13 protein-coding genes and 1 pseudogene are annotated in these 16,077 nt (G+C 72.2%); 3 read left to right on the top strand and 11 right to left on the bottom strand.

All coding sequences use genetic code 11. The features are described 5' to 3' along the window. Positions 1–472: 472 nt before the first annotated feature. The 4 genes from fxsA to ABVB68_RS32870 form a co-directional block, all read right to left on the bottom strand. Positions 473–1,024, bottom strand: coding sequence for an FxsA family membrane protein (gene fxsA, locus ABVB68_RS32885; RefSeq protein WP_353604843.1), 552 nt, complete (start codon positions 1,022–1,024; stop codon positions 473–475). Positions 1,025–1,286: 262 nt separating this feature from the next. Beyond that, positions 1,287–2,072, bottom strand: a complete 786-nt coding sequence (locus ABVB68_RS32880; RefSeq protein WP_353604842.1) for a polyprenol monophosphomannose synthase — start codon at positions 2,070–2,072, stop codon at positions 1,287–1,289. 533 nt (positions 2,073–2,605) lie between these two features. After that, the gene (locus ABVB68_RS32875; protein ID WP_353604841.1) at positions 2,606–4,210 is read right to left on the bottom strand and encodes an amidohydrolase; all 1,605 of its coding nucleotides are present in this window, start codon (positions 4,208–4,210) and stop codon (positions 2,606–2,608) included. Between the two features lie 76 nt (positions 4,211–4,286). Continuing rightward, a complete protein-coding gene (locus ABVB68_RS32870) occupies positions 4,287–4,727 on the bottom strand; it encodes an Lrp/AsnC family transcriptional regulator (protein ID WP_353604840.1) in 441 nt (146 codons plus the stop codon). Between the two features lie 244 nt (positions 4,728–4,971). On the opposite strand from ABVB68_RS32870, the gene ABVB68_RS32865 reads away from it, so the two are divergent. Beyond that, positions 4,972–5,406 (top strand): hypothetical protein, encoded by a 435-nt coding sequence (locus ABVB68_RS32865; RefSeq protein ID WP_353604839.1) that lies wholly within the window; start codon positions 4,972–4,974, stop codon positions 5,404–5,406. Positions 5,407–5,497: 91 nt separating this feature from the next. Here ABVB68_RS32865 and ABVB68_RS32860 read toward each other — a convergent pair. Together ABVB68_RS32860 and ABVB68_RS32855 are read right to left on the bottom strand one after the other, a co-directional pair. Further along, positions 5,498–6,214: pseudogene (locus ABVB68_RS32860) on the bottom strand (phosphotransferase); the annotation flags it as partial. Between the two features lie 408 nt (positions 6,215–6,622). Continuing rightward, complete coding sequence (locus ABVB68_RS32855; protein ID WP_353604838.1) at positions 6,623–7,795, bottom strand: acyl-CoA dehydrogenase family protein; 1,173 nt, start codon at positions 7,793–7,795, stop codon at positions 6,623–6,625. A 332-nt stretch (positions 7,796–8,127) separates the two neighbouring features. Between ABVB68_RS32855 and ABVB68_RS32850 the strand changes: the two genes are divergently transcribed. Beyond that, positions 8,128–9,360, top strand: a complete 1,233-nt coding sequence (locus tag ABVB68_RS32850) for a glycoside hydrolase family 18 protein (RefSeq protein WP_353604837.1) — start codon at positions 8,128–8,130, stop codon at positions 9,358–9,360. A 121-nt stretch (positions 9,361–9,481) separates the two neighbouring features. On the opposite strand, the gene ABVB68_RS32845 is transcribed toward ABVB68_RS32850, so the two are convergent. The 5 genes from ABVB68_RS32845 to ABVB68_RS32825 form a co-directional block, all read right to left on the bottom strand. Further along, on the bottom strand, positions 9,482–10,171 hold the full coding sequence (locus ABVB68_RS32845) for a TetR/AcrR family transcriptional regulator (RefSeq protein ID WP_503006433.1): 690 nt from the start codon (positions 10,169–10,171) through the stop codon (positions 9,482–9,484). Between the two features lie 75 nt (positions 10,172–10,246). Further along, positions 10,247–10,387 carry an SCO1431 family membrane protein gene (locus ABVB68_RS32840; protein ID WP_353604835.1) on the bottom strand — a complete coding sequence of 47 codons (141 nt, stop codon included), beginning with the start codon at positions 10,385–10,387 and terminating at the stop codon, positions 10,247–10,249. 107 nt (positions 10,388–10,494) lie between these two features. Next, positions 10,495–11,910, bottom strand: a complete 1,416-nt coding sequence (locus ABVB68_RS32835) for a C39 family peptidase (protein WP_353604834.1) — start codon at positions 11,908–11,910, stop codon at positions 10,495–10,497. Positions 11,911–12,333: 423 nt separating this feature from the next. Beyond that, a complete protein-coding gene (locus tag ABVB68_RS32830) occupies positions 12,334–13,875 on the bottom strand; it encodes an amino acid permease (protein WP_503006431.1) in 1,542 nt (513 codons plus the stop codon). 45 nt (positions 13,876–13,920) lie between these two features. Beyond that, a complete protein-coding gene (locus ABVB68_RS32825; RefSeq protein WP_353604832.1) occupies positions 13,921–14,877 on the bottom strand; it encodes a hypothetical protein in 957 nt (318 codons plus the stop codon). 263 nt (positions 14,878–15,140) lie between these two features. Here ABVB68_RS32825 and ABVB68_RS32820 point away from each other — a divergent pair, with 263 nt between their 5' ends. Then, entirely contained in the window at positions 15,141–15,761 is a 621-nt protein-coding gene (locus ABVB68_RS32820; RefSeq protein ID WP_353604844.1) for a uridine kinase family protein, read from the top strand. The last annotated feature ends 316 nt before the right edge of the window (positions 15,762–16,077 follow it).

The following is a 16,077-nucleotide window of genomic DNA, read 5'->3' as shown; positions in this document are numbered from 1 at the left end:
CGCACGTGATCCACGTACGGCGCCCGCGGTCTTTCGTGCGCGCGACCCGCGCGGCGGCCCGGGCGCACCGGTGGGGCCGGCTGCCCCGGTCGCACGGGACGGCCGTCACCGGTGCGACCGGCAGCGACCGGGTCACGGGACGGCCACCGGTGGGGCCGCTCGGGGGCGGGGTGGGGTCAGTGGGCCGCGGAGTCCGCAGGGTCCGGGGGTTTCCGGCCGCACCGGTCCGCAGCCCAGAGAGGCCGCAGGATCCGCGAGGTCCGGCCGTTCCCGGCCGCACCGGTCCGCAGCCCAGAGAGGCCGCAGGGTCCGTGAGGTCCGGGGGTTTCCGGCCGCACCGGTCCGCAGCCCAGAGAGGAGGCCGCAGGATCCGCGAGGTCCGGCCGTTTCCGGCCGCACCGGTCCGCGGCCCCGGAGAGCCGTCGGGTGGGAGAACCGTCGGGAGCAGGCCGGCGGGTCAGGCGGGAGAAGGTCAGCGGGTCAGCGGCGGCCGCTGGTCCCCCGGCCCGGGGCGCTCCTCCCGGATGACCTCCCCCTGCACCACCTTGCCGTCGGGGCGGTGCATGCGGGCCTGCTGGAAGGCGTCGCCGAGGCTGCCCGGGGCGGCCGTGCGCAGCCTCTTCTCCAGGGCGTTCTCGGTGTGCCGGCTCACGGCCCTCTGAACCGGCGGGAGCAGCAGGAGCAGCCCGGCCACGTCGGAGACCAGGCCGGGGATCATCAGCAGCAGACCGCCGAGCATCATCAGGCCGTTGCCGCCCCCGCGCTCGGGGGAGCCGCCCCGCTGCAGTGCCTCGTTCAGGCTCCGGAAGGCGCGCCGGCCCGCCCGCTTGATCACCACGGAGCCGGCCACGAAGCCCGCGACCAGGAGCAGGAACACGGTGAGGGCGCCCGCCGCGCCCGCGACCAGGCTCAGCAGCCAGATCTCCAGCACCAGCCACGCGGCGACGCCCAGTGGCAGATACCTGCGCAGCGCGGAGCGCCGGGGCCGGGCGGTGTTCGCGGAGGTGGGAGCGCCAGTCGTCATGCTCTCAGTGTGCCTGGGCGCGGCTCAGCACGGGATAAGGGGTCGATCCGCCGGAGACGCCCGACACCGCTTGGCTCGGCACCCCGGTACCGCCTCGCTCGCCGCCCCCTGCCGGGCCCGCTCACGGACCCGGTACCACCTCGCTCGCCGACCCGAGCCGCGCCCGCTCAGCGGCCCGGTCCCGCCGTGCTCACCGGCCCGGTCCAGCCTCGCTCGCCGACCCGTCGATGCCGGTCCCGCCAGCCCCTGGTGCCGGGTCTCGCTAGCCCTTGCCGGTGATCTTGCCGACGCGGTCGCCCACGCCCCAGGCGGTGACCCGCCACAGCGCCTCGACGACGATGTTCTTGCTCATCTTGGAGTCGCCGAGTTCGCGCTCGACGAAGGTGATGGGCACCTCGACCACGTGGTAGCCGGCCTTGACGGCGCGGCGGGCCAGGTCGACCTGGAAGCAGTAGCCCTGCGAGGAGACCTCTTCCAGACCCAGACCCTCCAGGGTCTCGCGGCGGAAGGCACGGTAGCCGCCGGTGATGTCGCGCAGCGGAAGGTCCAGGGCGAGACGGGAGTAGAAGCTGCCGCCGCGGGAGATGAACTCGCGGGACTTGGGCCAGTTCACCACCCGGCCGCCCGGCACCCAGCGGGAACCGAGTACCAGGTCGGCGCCCTTGAGGGCGGTGAGCAGGCGGGGCAGTTCCTCGGGCTGGTGGGAGCCGTCGGCGTCCATCTCGATCAGCACGCCGTAGCCGTGCTCCAGGCCCCAGCGGAAGCCGGCGAGGTAGGCCGCGCCGAGGCCCTCCTTGCCCTTGCGGTGCAGCACCTGGACGTGATCGTCCTCGGCGGCCAGCTCGTCGGCCAGCTTGCCGGTGCCGTCGGGGCTGTTGTCGTCGGCGATGAGCACGTGCGCCTCGGGGACGGCTTCGCGCACCCGCCCGACGATGCTCTTGATGTTCTCCGCCTCGTTGTACGTCGGAATGATCACCAGGGCCGTGCCCAGCGGGCCGAACTGCCTCCCCTGGGCCTTGGCCGCGAGGGTCCCGTCGCCGTCGTTCACTGCTGCCCCTTCATCTCGTACGCAGGGATCCACCATAGTGGCCAAGGCCTGGGATGACGCCCCGACTCGAGTCTGTGGTGGTGTCGATTCCACGAGAGTGGGGTAAGAATGCCCTTCTCGGCACCTGGTTCCGCGACGGATGGGGGCCCGGCGCCCTTCGGGCCGACCTGGGACCCGCTGGCTGCGGATCGACCGAAAGCCGTTGTCTACTGAGCGCCCGGGCCCCACCCGGGTCACACCTTGCCGACCGGTCGGAACGATCCCTCGTCGGCGCGGGCGCTGAGCCTGGCTCCCAGCGACGGTGCCCCGTGCGGCACACCGTCCCTGACCCAGCGGCGCTGCGACGAGTTGCTGAACACTCTCCGGTCGGGCGTCCGGTGGTGGACTCCGCCGAACCTACCGGCCCCGCGCCGCCGACTGTCAACAGCCTCGTGCCCGGTGCGGACACGGCATCACGGGCGGTGACCCGAAAGGATGCGCAGGTCGGACGACGGGACCGGCGAGGAGGATGACCGCCGCGCCACCCCGGGAGATCACTCGCCCGGCCGTACGAACACGGTCCGTCCGCCGACCACGGTGCGCAGGCAGACCGGCAGCGCGTGGCCGGGGGTGAGATCGGGCAGGCCGGGGGTGCCGGAGCGCGGATCGGTCGACCAGCGCGCGACCCTGTCGTCGGGAGCCTGGACGATCAGCTCGTCGGTGCGCCAGACGGCGTAGTCGGCCGGCGCACCGGGGACCAGGACGCCCGCGTCGTCGCGTCCCACGGCCCGCCAGCCGCCGCGCGTGTGCGCGGTGAAAGCGGCGCGGACGGAGACCCGGTGCCCGGGCTTGTGGTGGAAGGCGGCGGCGCGGACCGTGCCCCACGGGTCGAGCGGGGTGACGGGGCTGTCGGAGCCGAAGGCGAGGGGCACACCGGCGCGCAACAGGGCCGCGAACGGGTTCAGGGTGCGGGCCCGTTCCGTGCCCAGGCGCTGGGCGTACATGCCGTCCTCGCCGCCCCACAGGGCGTCGAAGGCGGGCTGCACGGACGCGATCAGGCCCAGCTCGGCGAAGCCGGCGACGGTCTGGGGGGTGAGCATCTCCGCGTGCTCGACGCGGTGCCGGGCGGCGCGGACGCGGGCCAGGCCGGTCTTCTCGGCTGCGGCGCGCACCCCTTCGACGACGGCGGTCACGGCGGCGTCGCCGATGGCGTGGAAGCCGGCCTGCAGGCCGGCCTCGGTGCAGGCGACGACGTGGGCGGCGACGGCGTCCGCGTCCAGGTAGGCGGTGCCGCTGTGGGGAGCGTCGGCGTACGGCTCGTGCAGGCAGGCGGTGTGCGAGCCGAGGGCGCCGTCGGCGAAGAGGTCACCCGCGGCGCCCATGGCACCGAGTTGGCGCGCCTTGTCGACGTTCCGCTCCGCCCAGTACCCGACGACGCGGGGGCCGTGGTTCTCGGCGGCGAGCTTCAGCAGAGCGGTGAAGTCCTCCTCGGAGGAGATCTGCGGACCCCCGCACTCGTGCACCGAGCCGATGCCGAGCGAGGCCGCGTGCGCGAGGGCGGTGCGCTGGGCCTCGGCGCGCTGGGCGGGGGTGATGGCGGCGAGGGCGGTCTCGCGCACTAGGTGGTGGGCGTCCCGGGTGAGCGGGGCGTCCTCGCGCGGGACGTCCCCGGGGACGAGGTCCAGCAGGGCGGTGGTGACGACCGCCGAGTGCACGTCGATACGGGAGAGGTACAGCGGACGGCCGCCGGTGGCCTCGTCCAGTTCGGCGCGCGTGGGCGGGCGGCCGCCGGGCCAGCGGGCGGCGTCCCAGCCGTGGCCCAGCAGGACCCGGTCGCCGGGGCGGGCGGCGGCGAACTCGCGGACCAGGGCCAGGGCCGCCGCCAGGGACGGGGCGCCGGACAGGTCGAGGCCGGTCAGGGCGAGGCCGGTGGCGGTGGTGTGCACATGGGCGTCGGTGAAGGCCGGGGTGACCAGGGCGCCGTCGAGGTCGACCACCTCGTCCACCCCGTCGGCGAAGGCGTCGGCGGCCCCCTCGGAGCCGACCCAGGCGACCTGGCCGCGCTCCACCACCATGGCGGTGGCGAAGGGGTCGGCGGGGCTGTGCACCTCCCCGCGGCGCAGCAGGACGGTCTGGGGCTCGGCGGACTGCTCACTCATGACGGACAGTCTCTCGCGTGCGCGGGGTCCGCCGGGCACCGGGGCGGCGCGTGCTGCGGCACGGGGCCGCCCCGGCTCAGATCCTCGGCGGGCGTGCCTCGTACGGCGTCGACAGGACCACCGTCGTCCGGGTGGAGACCCCGGCCAGGGAGCGCAGGCGGGCCAGCAGCTCCTCCAGCTCGTGCGGGGTGGCCACCCGCACCTTCAGGATGTAGTTCTCGTCGCCGGCGACGCTGTGGCAGGCCTCGATCTCGGGGACGTCGGCGAGCCGGTCCGCGATGTCGTCGGGGGCGCTGGGGTCGAACGGTTTGGCCGAGATGAACGCGGTGAGCGGCAGCCCCACGGCCTCCGGGTCGACCACCGCGGCGTAGCCGCGGATGACGCCACGCTGTTCGAGCCGGCGCACCCGCTGGTGCACGGCCGACGTGGACAGGCCCGTGGCCTTGCCCAGGTCTGTGTAGCTCATCCGCCCGTCTTTGACGAGCAGCTGCACGATCTGTCGGTCCAGCTCCTCCATGGCGCCAAAACCTACAGTGCGGTTGATCTCTTCCGATAGCCGAGAGCGCAGGTCATGGCCGGTTCGATACAAAAGGCCGTGAACCGGCGCGCCGACGGGCCGGTACGGGCGCCCTGTGACGAACGCCACAGGCCCTGCGCAGGCTCCGTGACGGTCTCGTGATTACCGCCGAGACCGGGCGGGAAGTGCTTGGTGTGGTCGAGGCCGCAGTGCCTTCACGGCCCAGCCTTAGGGGGAGTAACCCATGCAGAGTGTTGAGCGCCCTGGTCGATCCACGTCCAGGCGGCAGCAGCCGGTCGTCGAGCCCGAGCCGGAGGGCGCCGGATCCGACGTCTTCGACGAGGAGCCGGACGCCTACGACACGTTCGAGATGTACCGGGTGATCTGCCCGGACTGCGCGCAGCCGATCGCGCTGCTGGCGGACGAGGAGATCCTGCCGGAGCACGCGCTGTGCGCCTCGCCGTGGAACCCGTTCGGTCTCACGGTCTGCGCCGGCACGGGCCGTGCGGCGGCCGACGCCCGCCCGGCGGACGAGTCCTTCACGCCGCAGGAGCAGGACACCGCTCTGCTGCTCACGCTCCCCCAGGGCCTGAACTGGCGGACGCAGCCCTTCTCGCACGCCGGGGGCCCGGGCTCGCGCCCGATGCGCGTACCGGAGCTGCGCCGCCAGGCCGCCTGAGCCGCTCGCCGGCAGGCCGGGCTCGCACCCCGGCGGCGGCCGCCCTGTGCCATGGGGCTCCATCCCGGTGACCGCCCGCCCCGCGGAGCGCTCAATCCCCGCACTCGCCCCGCACCATGGCGCGCAGACCGTCCTGGTGCAGGATCAGCGTGTCCGGATCCGCCGGGACGGCGACCTCACCGAAGTACGCCTGCCGGTACGCGACGCGCAGCATGACGATCGCGTGCCGCAGCGCGGCGTAGAGGGTGTGGAACTCCATGTCCCGCGGGGTGTGGCCGGTCAGGCGGGCGTAGCGGGCCTCGACGCGGTCGCGGCGCAGGAGGCCGGGCAGGCCCCGCTGCCCGGAGCCGGTGGCGAGGTCCTGGAAGAAGCGGTGCAGACAGATCGTCCGGCCGAGATCGACCTCGCGCGGGGCGAGCGCGGCCATCTCCCAGTCGAGGACGGCGACGGGCTCGAAGCCGTCGTAGACGATGTTTCCGATGCGCGCGTCCCCCCAGTTCAGGACGGGCTCGCCGGGTTCGCGCGGCCACAGCCGCTCCAGCCGGTCGAAGGCGTCCTCGATCAGGGGTGAGCGGGCCAAACCGTCGGTCACCCAGGTGTAGTAGGCGCGTTGGGCCGTCACGTGTCGGCGCAGCGGGTCGCCTTCGCCGGGCAGGGTGAGGAACGCGGCCTCGGCGGCGGGCACTTGGTCGTGCAGCCGGGCCGGCAGGGCGATCGTGGCCGCTTCCAGGTGCTCGCGTTCGCCGTCGCTCGCCGCGTGCGGCCAACTGCCCTCGTAGGTGTACGGCATGACGTCCGGAGGCACGCGCGGCACCTGGTGCACCGGGTACTCGTCGAGTGGTACGGGACGGTCGTCGGCCACGGACACCACGGACACCCCCTGGTGGACGGTCCGCTGACGGTACGTCAGATCATCGGAGGAGACCAGGGAGGAAACCGGACGGACGTGAACTGACGCGCGATTCGGCCGGGCGGTGACCTGTCGGGCCACCGGCGCGTTGGCCCGGCATGACCCCCACGTACTCGGCGACCGGGCGTCAGCGCCGCATTTTCGTCCCCCGCCCGGCAGAATCGGTTCCGCCGCCGCCCGCGCCGCAGGACCCGCCCATCTACCGCGATCTCCTGCGCACCTGGGCCGACCGAGGGCGCACCCTGCCGGGCCGCCACGACCCGGAGTGGGTCAGGCTGGCGGCGCCGACGGTGCTCGCGGGCCAGTTCAGCGACCCTCGGGTCCCGCCACGTGACGGGCGATGACCATCCGCTGGATCTGGTTGGTGCCCTCGACGATCTGCAGGACCTTGGCCTCGCGCATGTAGCGCTCGGCCGGGAAGTCGGCGGTGTAGCCGTAGCCCCCGAGTATCTGCACGGCGTCCGTCGTGACCTTCATGGCCGTGTCGGTGCAGTGCAGCTTGGCCATGGCGGCCTGCTTGGCGAACGGCCGGCCGGCGTCCCGCAGCCGGGCGGCCGTGAGGTAGAGCGCCCGGCCGGCCTCGATCTGGGTCGCCATGTCGGCGATCATGAAGCGCAGGCCCTGGAAGTCGGCGATGGGCCGGCCGAACTGCCGGCGCTCGGTCGCGTAGCCCACCGCCTCGTCCAGCGCGGCCTGGGCGAGACCGATGGCGCAGGCCGCGATGCCGAGCCGGCCCGAGTCGAGGGCGGCCAGGGCGATGGAGAAGCCCTGGCCCTCCTCGCCGATGCGCCGGTCGTCGTGGACCCGGACGCCGTCGAGGTGGACCTGGGCCGTGGGTGAGCCCTTCATGCCCATCTTCTTCTCGGGCGCCGCGCCGGAGAGGCCCGGGGCGTCGCCGGGCACGAGGAAGGCGGTGATCCCGCGCGGGCCGTCCTCGCCGGTGCGGGCCATCACGGTGTAGAAGTCGGCGATGCCGCCGTGCGTGATCCAGGCCTTGGTGCCGGTGAGGACCCAGTGGTCGCCGTCGCGGACGGCCCTGGTGCGCAGGGAGGCCGCGTCGGAACCGGAGGACGGCTCCGAGAGCCCGTACGCCCCGAGCAGGCCGCCGCCGAGCATCGCGGGCAGGTGCTCGACCTGCTGCTGCTTGGTGCCGTGGGCGGCGAGCGCGTAGGACGCGAGGGTGTGGACGCTGACCCCGAGGCCGACGGTGAGCCGCGCCGCGGCCAGCTCCTCCAGGACCTGCAGGTAGACCTCGTAGGGCTGGTCGCCGCCGCCGTACTCGGAGTCGTAGGGCAGGCCGAGCAGCCCGGACTCGGACAGCAGGGTGAAGACCTCGCGCGGGAAGCGTCCCGCGTCCTCCTCCTCGGCGGCCTTCGGCGCGATCTCGCGCTGGGCGATCTCGCGGACGAGCGCGAGCAGGTCCCTCGCCTCTTCCGTCGGCAGTTGACGCTCCACCGGCTGCGGGTCGCGGTCGGACATGGCGTCGGTCTCCTCCCTGTTTCGGGCACGGGCGGTCGGGCCCGTCGGGTGGGGGCGGCTCCGCCTCGTCTTGCCGGTTCGCCGAAGGGGCCCGCTCCCGGGTCTCGGAAGCGGCTGACCAGCGGCTGCGCTGTGAGTATGCCCGATCAGCGACCTCTCGTCACCAGTTAACGACCGCTTACTTCAAGAATCCAGCCGGAAGCCCCCGCACCCCCAGGATTGGTCCGAACCATTGACGCAGTGGTCTAGTCCTCCTACTGTGCATGACCAACGCTTTACCGCGTTCATGCCAATCGGCGCGCAGGCACCTCTCCCCCACGAGGAGACACCCGATGCACACTCCCCACCGCTCCCGCCTCCGGGCGCTCATGGCCGCCGCGTGTACCACCGTCCTCGGTGCCGGGCTCCTGGCCGGGGCGGGCACCGCGACCGCGGCCGCCCCCACCGCCCCGCACCTGAAGGCCGGCTCCAAGGTCGTCGGCTACTTCACCGAATGGGGCACCTACGACCGCAAGTACTACGTCAAGAACATCGAGACCTCCGGCTCCGCGGCCAAGCTGACCCACATCAACTACGCGTTCGGCAACGTCACGGGCGGCAAGTGCGCGCTGGGCGACTCCTACGCGGCCACCGACCGCGCCTACACGGCCGCCGAGTCGGTGGACGGCGTCGCCGACACCTGGGACCAGCCGCTGCGCGGCAACTTCAACCAGCTGCTGAAGCTGAAGAAGAAGCACCCGGGCCTGAAGGTGCTGTGGTCCTTCGGCGGCTGGACCTGGTCCAGCGGCTTCGGCGAGGCCGCGAAGAACCCGGCGGCCTTCGCCCAGTCGTGCTACGACCTGGTGAAGAACTCCAAGTGGGCGGGCGTCTTCGACGGCATCGACATCGACTGGGAGTACCCGAACGCCTGCGGCAACACCTGCGACACCAGCGGGCGGGAGGCGTTCAAGAACGTCATGGCGGCCCTGCGCTCGAAGTTCGGCTCCGGCAGCCTGGTCACCGCCGCGATCACCGCGGACGCCACCAGCGGCGGCAAGATCGACGCGGCGAACTACGCCGGCGCCGCCGCGTACGTCGACTGGTACAACCCGATGACGTACGACTACTTCGGCGCCTGGGACGCCGCCGGCCCGACCGCACCGCACTCCGCGCTGAACTCCTACCCGGGCATCCCGAAGGCGGACTTCCACACCTCGGCGACCATCGCCAAGCTCAAGGGTCTCGGCGTCCCGGCCGCCAAGCTGCTGCTGGGCATCGGCTTCTACGGGCGCGGCTGGACCGGCGTCACCCAGGCGGCGCCCGGCGGCACGGCGACCGGACCGGCGGCGGGGACCTACGAGCAGGGCATCGACGACTACAAGGTGCTCAAGTCCAAGTGCCCGGCGACCGGCACCGTGGGCGGTACCGCCTACGCCAAGTGCGGCAGTGACTGGTGGAGTTACGACACCCCGGCGACCATCGCCACGAAGATGACGTACAAGAACCAGCAGGGTCTGGGCGGCACGTTCTTCTGGGAGCTGAGCGGTGACACGGCCGGCGGCGAGCTGATCAAGGCCATCAACTGATCAAGGTCATCACCTGATCCAGGCCACGGGGGCCGGGGAGCGGAGGACCACGAGCCTCCGCTCCCCTGTGGCGTCCGGGCGTCACCCCTCGCGGCGTTCGGCGTCGCGTCCCGTGCGGCGTTCAGGCCTCGCGGCGGGCCGGGGGCGGGGCCGGGTGGGCCGGGTCCAGCTCCGCGACGGCCCGCAGGGCCCCGCCGAGCGTCTTCACCAGCAGCGCGCACATCGTGTCGCGGGACAGCTCCGGGCGGGCGATCCAGTCCAGGGTCGCGCCCTCCACGCCGCACACCCAGGCGAGCAGGCCCATGCGGGCGACCGGGGCGATGTCACCCGTGCCGTAGGCGCCTTCGGCGACGGTCGTGATGATCGCCGCCCGCACGCCGTCCCGGACGGCGTGCACCTCCGCGTCGAAGCCGACGCCGCCGCTGACGATCGTGCGGTAGGCGGCCTGGTGGTGTTCGGCGTAGCGCAGGTAGCCGTCGATGGTGCGGTGGACGCGGTCCACGGCGGGCAGTTCGAGGCCGCCGGCGGCGGAGGAGACCAGGTCGGCCACGGAGTCCTCGACGATCGCCAGGTAGTAGCCGCGCTTGGAGCGGAAGTAGTAGTAGATCAGGCCCTTGGCGACATCCGCCTGGCGGGCGATGTCGTCCATGGACAGTGCGTCGTAGGGCGTGTCGGCGAACAACTTGCGTCCGATGGCGATGAGTTCGGCGCGACGCGCCGCCGAGCGATCGGTGCCGCGCGCCCGTGCGGGCGCCTGCCCCGCGCGAGCGGAGCCGGGAGACTGGTGGACGGCGGCACGCTGCTGAGGCATGTTCACTTTCGACCCTGGTCCGGGAGTCGCGGGACACCCGCAGTATGTCAGAACATGCCGGCCCGGGAAGGGCTGTCAGAGCAGACCCAGCTGGGTCACGAGCATCGCGACCATCACGACGAGCAGCCAGCCCATGGCGTGCTCGAGGATCTTCGGGCCGTCTTCCTGAGGGCCGCCGGTGCGGACGCGGGTGGCGGTGGCCGGGTGTGCGGTCATGGTTTCTCTCAGAGGTCGGACGTACGGAGTGGAATCCCCCCACCCATTTGTCCACCTTGCCACCCGCGGCGGTGTCTGCGGCAGAGACGTTGCTCACACGGCCCGGATCAGTGCACGCCCACCGCGGCCAGGGCCTTGCGCTGGCGGTGGCTCGGCTGAGCCGGGAAGTACAGGTAGCAGACTCCCCCGGTGCCCGAGGAGACCCCTCCGGAGGCGTTGTGGCGCTTGGTGCGCAGCCAGATGTTCTCGAACTCCCGGCGCAGGTAGACCCGCCGTACCGCGGCGTCGTCCGGCGAGGCCGGGTCGTTGGCGATCACGTCGCCGTCCGCCGTGAAGCCGATCACGGTCATCAGGTGGCCGGAGGTGCCGTAGCCGGCGCCGGTCAGCTCGCTGCTGAGGAAGGACTGGGACGTTATGGCGGGGATGCCGGCCGCGACCAGCGTCTCCAGGTCGGAGAGCGAGGCGAGCCGGGTGACGACGGCCTGGAGGTCCGGATAGGTGGCCGCGTAGGCGGCGTTGAAGGGCCAGTTGCCGCAGCCCTCGTACTGGTAGTCGTAGGTGAAGCGGGCGGCGTGGCAGACCTGCGGGTCGGCGTAGGCCGGGTCCACCCAGGAGAGCTGCTCGGGGGTGAGCCGGCCGCCCCAGTACTCGATGATCATCTGCGAGGAGGTGGGGCTGCACCAGGCCTCGCCGCCGTTGTCGAACTGTGGGTACTGGCCCTTGTGGATCTCCTGCGAGTACCGCGGGACGGCCAGTTCCTGGGCGAGACCGGGGGTGGAGGCCGGGACGGTGAAGCGGTCGGGGATGTCGGAGCCCATCGCGCCCAGCCGCCAGACGGTGGGCGTCAGGTGCGTGCCCGGCGTGCGGTAGAGGGTGAGGCGCAGCCGGTACGACGCCAGGCGCAGGCCGGTGCTCGCGTCGTCGATGGCGAACGTGTCGGTCCAGACGGTGCTCCTGCCGTCGCTCTGGCCGTCCACCGAGGTCCGCTTGATGTCCTGGTCGCCGGCCGCCCAGCGGCCCATCACGTACCAGGGCGTGTCCGTGCCGTCGGAGTACGTGCCCCGCAGCTCGACCTGGAGCCAGGTCCCCTCGGGGGTGTGCGCGTTCCAGGAGGCGATGACCTCGGTGGCGGGGACGGCCGGCCGGTGGACCGGGGAGGTCCAGGTGGCGTACTCCCAGGTGGCGGTGGTGCCGGTGTGCGGGTCGGTGTAGTCGCTGCGGCCGACCGGCGCGGCGATCACCAGGCCGGGGCGGTGACCGGCGACGGCCCGGGTGCCCTGGGCGGCGCCGGAGCGCCACTCGCGGTGGGTGGTCCAGGCGTGGTAGTCGATCGGACGGTCCTGCGCCCGGCCGGTGCCGGTGGCGCGGGGGGCGGATGTCCGCGGGGCACCGGTGGCGGAGGCCTTCGCGGCACCGGTGGCGGATGTCTGTGCGGCGGCCGCGGGGGGCGCCGCTCCGGCCACCGCCGCGGCGACGGCGACGGCGAGGACGGTTCTGCGGGACGGCTGTTCGGCTCTGCTCATGGGCGCGAATACCCCCAGGTGTCCGAGTCGGGACTGCTCCGGTGCACGGTTCGTGCGCCAACTATGGATCAGGCGGCATGCCCCTGCCAGCACTTCCGCGTATGCCGCGCCACGAATATTGGTCTCGTCCACTGAAAGCGTCTCCCGAGGGCACACGAAGGCCCCGGAGCGGGCGAAAGGGCACGCGCCGGGGCCATGACCGGTGGGCCGCGCGAAGGGAGCGGGACGGTCGTCGTGCTTGAGGACCGGGACGGTCGTCGCACGTGGGGGGGGCGGGGCGGTCGTCGTACGGAGAGGACGGGGGCGGTCGTCGTACGAGAGGACCGAGAGGGACGCCGTACGAGAGGAGCGGGACGGTCGTACGACGTGACCGGGAGGGGTGCGTCCGGTCACCCGGCAGGCCGGGCCGGGTGACCGGGGCGGTCAGACGAGGTCCATCGCGGCGACCTCGTCCGGGCCGCCGTAGCTGACCGGGCCCTGGAAGCGGCGGCGGGCGGTGGCGAACCACCACACCGTGGCCACGAGCAGGACGGCGGCGAGCGCGATCGGCGCGTAGTTGAAGGAGTCGGCGGTGATCGGCGAGGCCTGCGGGAGCATGAACAGGACGCTGCTGAGGAGGATCCAGATCACCGCGAGCCAGCCGATCGGCCGGCCCCAGCGGCCCAGGTGCCAGGGCCCGGGCTGGAACGCGTCACCGAGCCGGAGCCGCAGGAAGATCGGCACGGCGTAGGCGAGGAACAGCCCGACCACGTTGACGCTCACGATGGCGGTGAACGCCGTGTGCGACCACCAGCCGGGCACCACGAGGGCCAGCGAACAGCCCACCGCCAGCCACACCGCCTTCACGGGGGTACGGGTGCGCAGCGAGACCGAGTGCCACCAGCGGGAGCCCGGCATGGCGCCGTCCCGGGAGAAGGCGAAGATCTGCCGGGTGTTGCTGGTGAGGTTGGCCAGACCGCAGAAGAGCATCGCGCCGATGACGATGAGGAGCATGACCTTGGCGGTGGCCAGGCCGAGTCCGTCGATCAGAATCTGGACGGGCGGCGTAGCCGCTCCGGCCACCTTGGCGTAGTCGTTAATGCTGTAGACCAATGCCAGCATCAGGATCAGGCCGGTGAGCGCGGAATAGCCGATCGCCCGGATGATCCCCTTCGGCGCGTTGACCGTCGCGCCGACCGTTTCCTCGGACATGTGGAAGCTGCCGTCGAAGCCGGTGAAGGTCCAGCTGGTGACCAGCAGGCCGAGCATGCCGCCGTAAAGCCCGCTAGTGAAGCCCGTGTTGTTCTCGAAATGCGTCACGAAGGACGCCGACTGATGGTGATCGGGCATCACTATGAGTGCGCCCACGATCACGACCAGTCCGATCAGCAGCCACCACACGGAAATGCGGTTGAGCAGGGCGACGAGTTGGACGGAGTAGGTGTTGGCGAGCCCCTGGAGCACGATGATCAGGGCCGTGATCAGCACCGTCTGGTGTGCGGTCGGCTCGTAGGAGGGCCACTGCAGCTGGGCGAACGCCTGGATGAAGGTGGCGGCCGCGTACCCGGTGGCGGCGGTTCCGCCGATCTGGCCCACGAAGTTCAGCCAGCCCGTGAACCAGGACCAGGCACCCTTGTGCCGTTTGGCCAGTTTACCGGCGGAGAAATAGAGGGCGCCGCTCGTCGGATAGGCAGAGGCCACTTCCGCCATGGCCGCGCCGATGAGGAGCACCATGACGGAGACACCGGCCCAGCCGAATACGAGAATGCGGGGGCCACCCGCATTCATGCCGAATCCGAAGGACGAGAAGATTCCCGAGAGGACGTTGATGATGGTGAAGGAGATCGCGAAATTGTCGAACGCCTTGAAGCGCCGGGTCAGTTTTCGTGGATATCCCATCGCGTGCAGGGTCGCGTCGTCGTCTAGCACGACCGGGTCTTCACCCGCGCGGGCCTTCACGCGTGGCGTCGATGTCCGTTCCGACACAGATCGGCCTTTCTCTCGGTGGGGAAAAGGGGCGGACGAGCGGAATCAGGCGGGCCCCGGCACGGGCAGTCCGCAGGCGCGCCGGGCCCGGGAGAGCTGTTCGGCGGGGTCACCGAAGGCGCTCCAGGGCATGCGCGAGGCGTACCGGCCCATCGCCGTGAACACCGCCCGGGCCTCGAACTCGCACTGGCCCATGACCAGCGCGTGCGCGAGGTAGGCCAGGTCGAGCACCGGGGTGAAGCGGTAACCGGCCATCGTGGGCAGCCAGTTGTGGTAGATCGCCAGGGCCGTGGAGCGCCACTGGGGTTGTTCCCAGACCTGTTCGGCGAGCAGCTGGGTCGGGTTGTAGCTCTCCACCAGGGCCACCAGGGGCAGCAGCCGCAGGGCGGAATCGGCGGGCGCCCGCTGGCTCAGGAAGGCGGCCACGTCCCAGGCCGCGTTGACCGAGCCGCCGTGGCGCGTGAAGAAACAGGACAGGAAGCGGTGATGGGCCTCGCGGTGCCACGGGTCCAGGGACAGGACGTGCGCGAAAAGCCGCCAGGGTCCCGGCGGGGCGGTGAGCAGCCCCCGCGGGGCCGGGTCGCGCAGCCGGTGCAGCCGGGCCATCGACAGCTTGGCGACCCAGGGGGTGGGGTCGTCGGGGGCCAGGGCGGCGGCGCGCTCGCACGCGGTCAGCGCTATCCGCTCCAGTGCCTCGGCGCGCTCGTCGCGGGCGTCGGCGGCCCGCAGCGCGCGCTGCACCGCGACCCGGGCCCACATCAGCGCCGCCTCGGGCGTCGGCTCCTCGTCCAGCCAGCGCTCGACGAGATCGGTGCCGGCCGCCTCGGAGGCGAGCACCAGTGAACGGTGGGCGCGCAGGGCGAAGTCGGTACGCGTCTCGGCCAGCGCCTCGTTGGCGTATCGATAACGACCGGCGCGCACATCGACGCAAACGCTCGCCAGGACACGGTCGTCGGCCGCCGGGTGCCAAACATAGTGCCCTTCGAATAACTCCGCGGCCATGTCCACCCGCCCGTCCCCGTTCGGCGCATCGAAGTTGCGCAGGAGGCACCTTACTCAGCGACGGGCACCCCCGGGAACGCCGAATTCGACATATCGGTCACGTGATTCGATTGGTTTATCGGCAGGATTGGCCGGCCGCCGACCGGTGGTTCAATTTGCGACATCTTCCGGCCCGGCGACCACCGGCGGCCCCGTCACCAGGGGCCGCTACTAGACTGTTTCCGGAAAACACCCCCACACCGCACCACACCTCGGGAATCACCATTCGCGACCTCGCCGCCCGGCTGCGCGGGCTCCCTCCGTCCGTGGGACCGGTCCGGCTGATCGGCGTCGACGGGCACGCAGGCTCCGGAAAGTCCACCTTCGCCGGGCTGCTGGCCACCGCGCTGGGCGGGGCGCCGGTGCTCCACCTGGACGACGTCTCCAGCCACGAGCAGCTCTTCGCGTGGACCGGCCGCTTCATGACCCAGGTGATCGAACCGCTGTCCCGGGGCGAGAGCGCGTACTACACCCCCTACGACTGGCCCGCTCGCGCGTTCGGCGCGCCCCGCCCGCTGCCGCCCGCGCCCGTCGTGCTGATCGAGGGCGTCGGGGCCGGCCGCCGCGCGCTGCGGCCGCATCTGGCGCGGTTGCTGTGGATGGAGCTGCCGGCGGCCGAGTCCTGGGCGCGCGGGCGGTCGCGCGACGGCGCGGGGCTGCGGGAGTTCTGGGACGGCTGGGTCACGGCGGAGCGCGCGCACTTCACCGCCGACCCTTCGCGCCCCCACGCGGATCTTCTGGTGCTGCAGACATCGGAGGGGTATGAGGTGCTGCCGGGGCCTGTGTCACCCCCTGGACCGGACCAGGTCGCTACGCACGGTGAGGGACCGCCTGCAATGTGGTGAAGGCGTGAAGAGCGTTGTCCGGCGAACTCCTCCGGGTGCCCAACTGTGCTTGACCGGGGGCCCGGACAGGACTTACGTTCTGGATGTGCGGCCTTTGGGAGCCGCCCTCAGACGCGAAGCCCCCGGTTGTTCCCCCGTGACCGGGGGCTTCGTTCTGCCCTGGGGCCGTTTTCCGGGCGCTGCGCGCACCGATCCGCTCACCCTCGGTCACCGAGCCGGATGCGCCCCGTCTGCTCCCACCTCGTCGAACGGCATGTGCGGCACCCTTCGGCACGCGGTCGCCCCACGGGTACGATGCCCTCGGTGCGACCTTCGG

It is taken from the genome of Streptomyces sp. NPDC096012, assembly GCF_040426375.1.
GTDB lineage: Bacteria > Actinomycetota > Actinomycetes > Streptomycetales > Streptomycetaceae > Streptomyces.
This window is presented reverse-complemented; position numbering and strand designations above follow the sequence as displayed.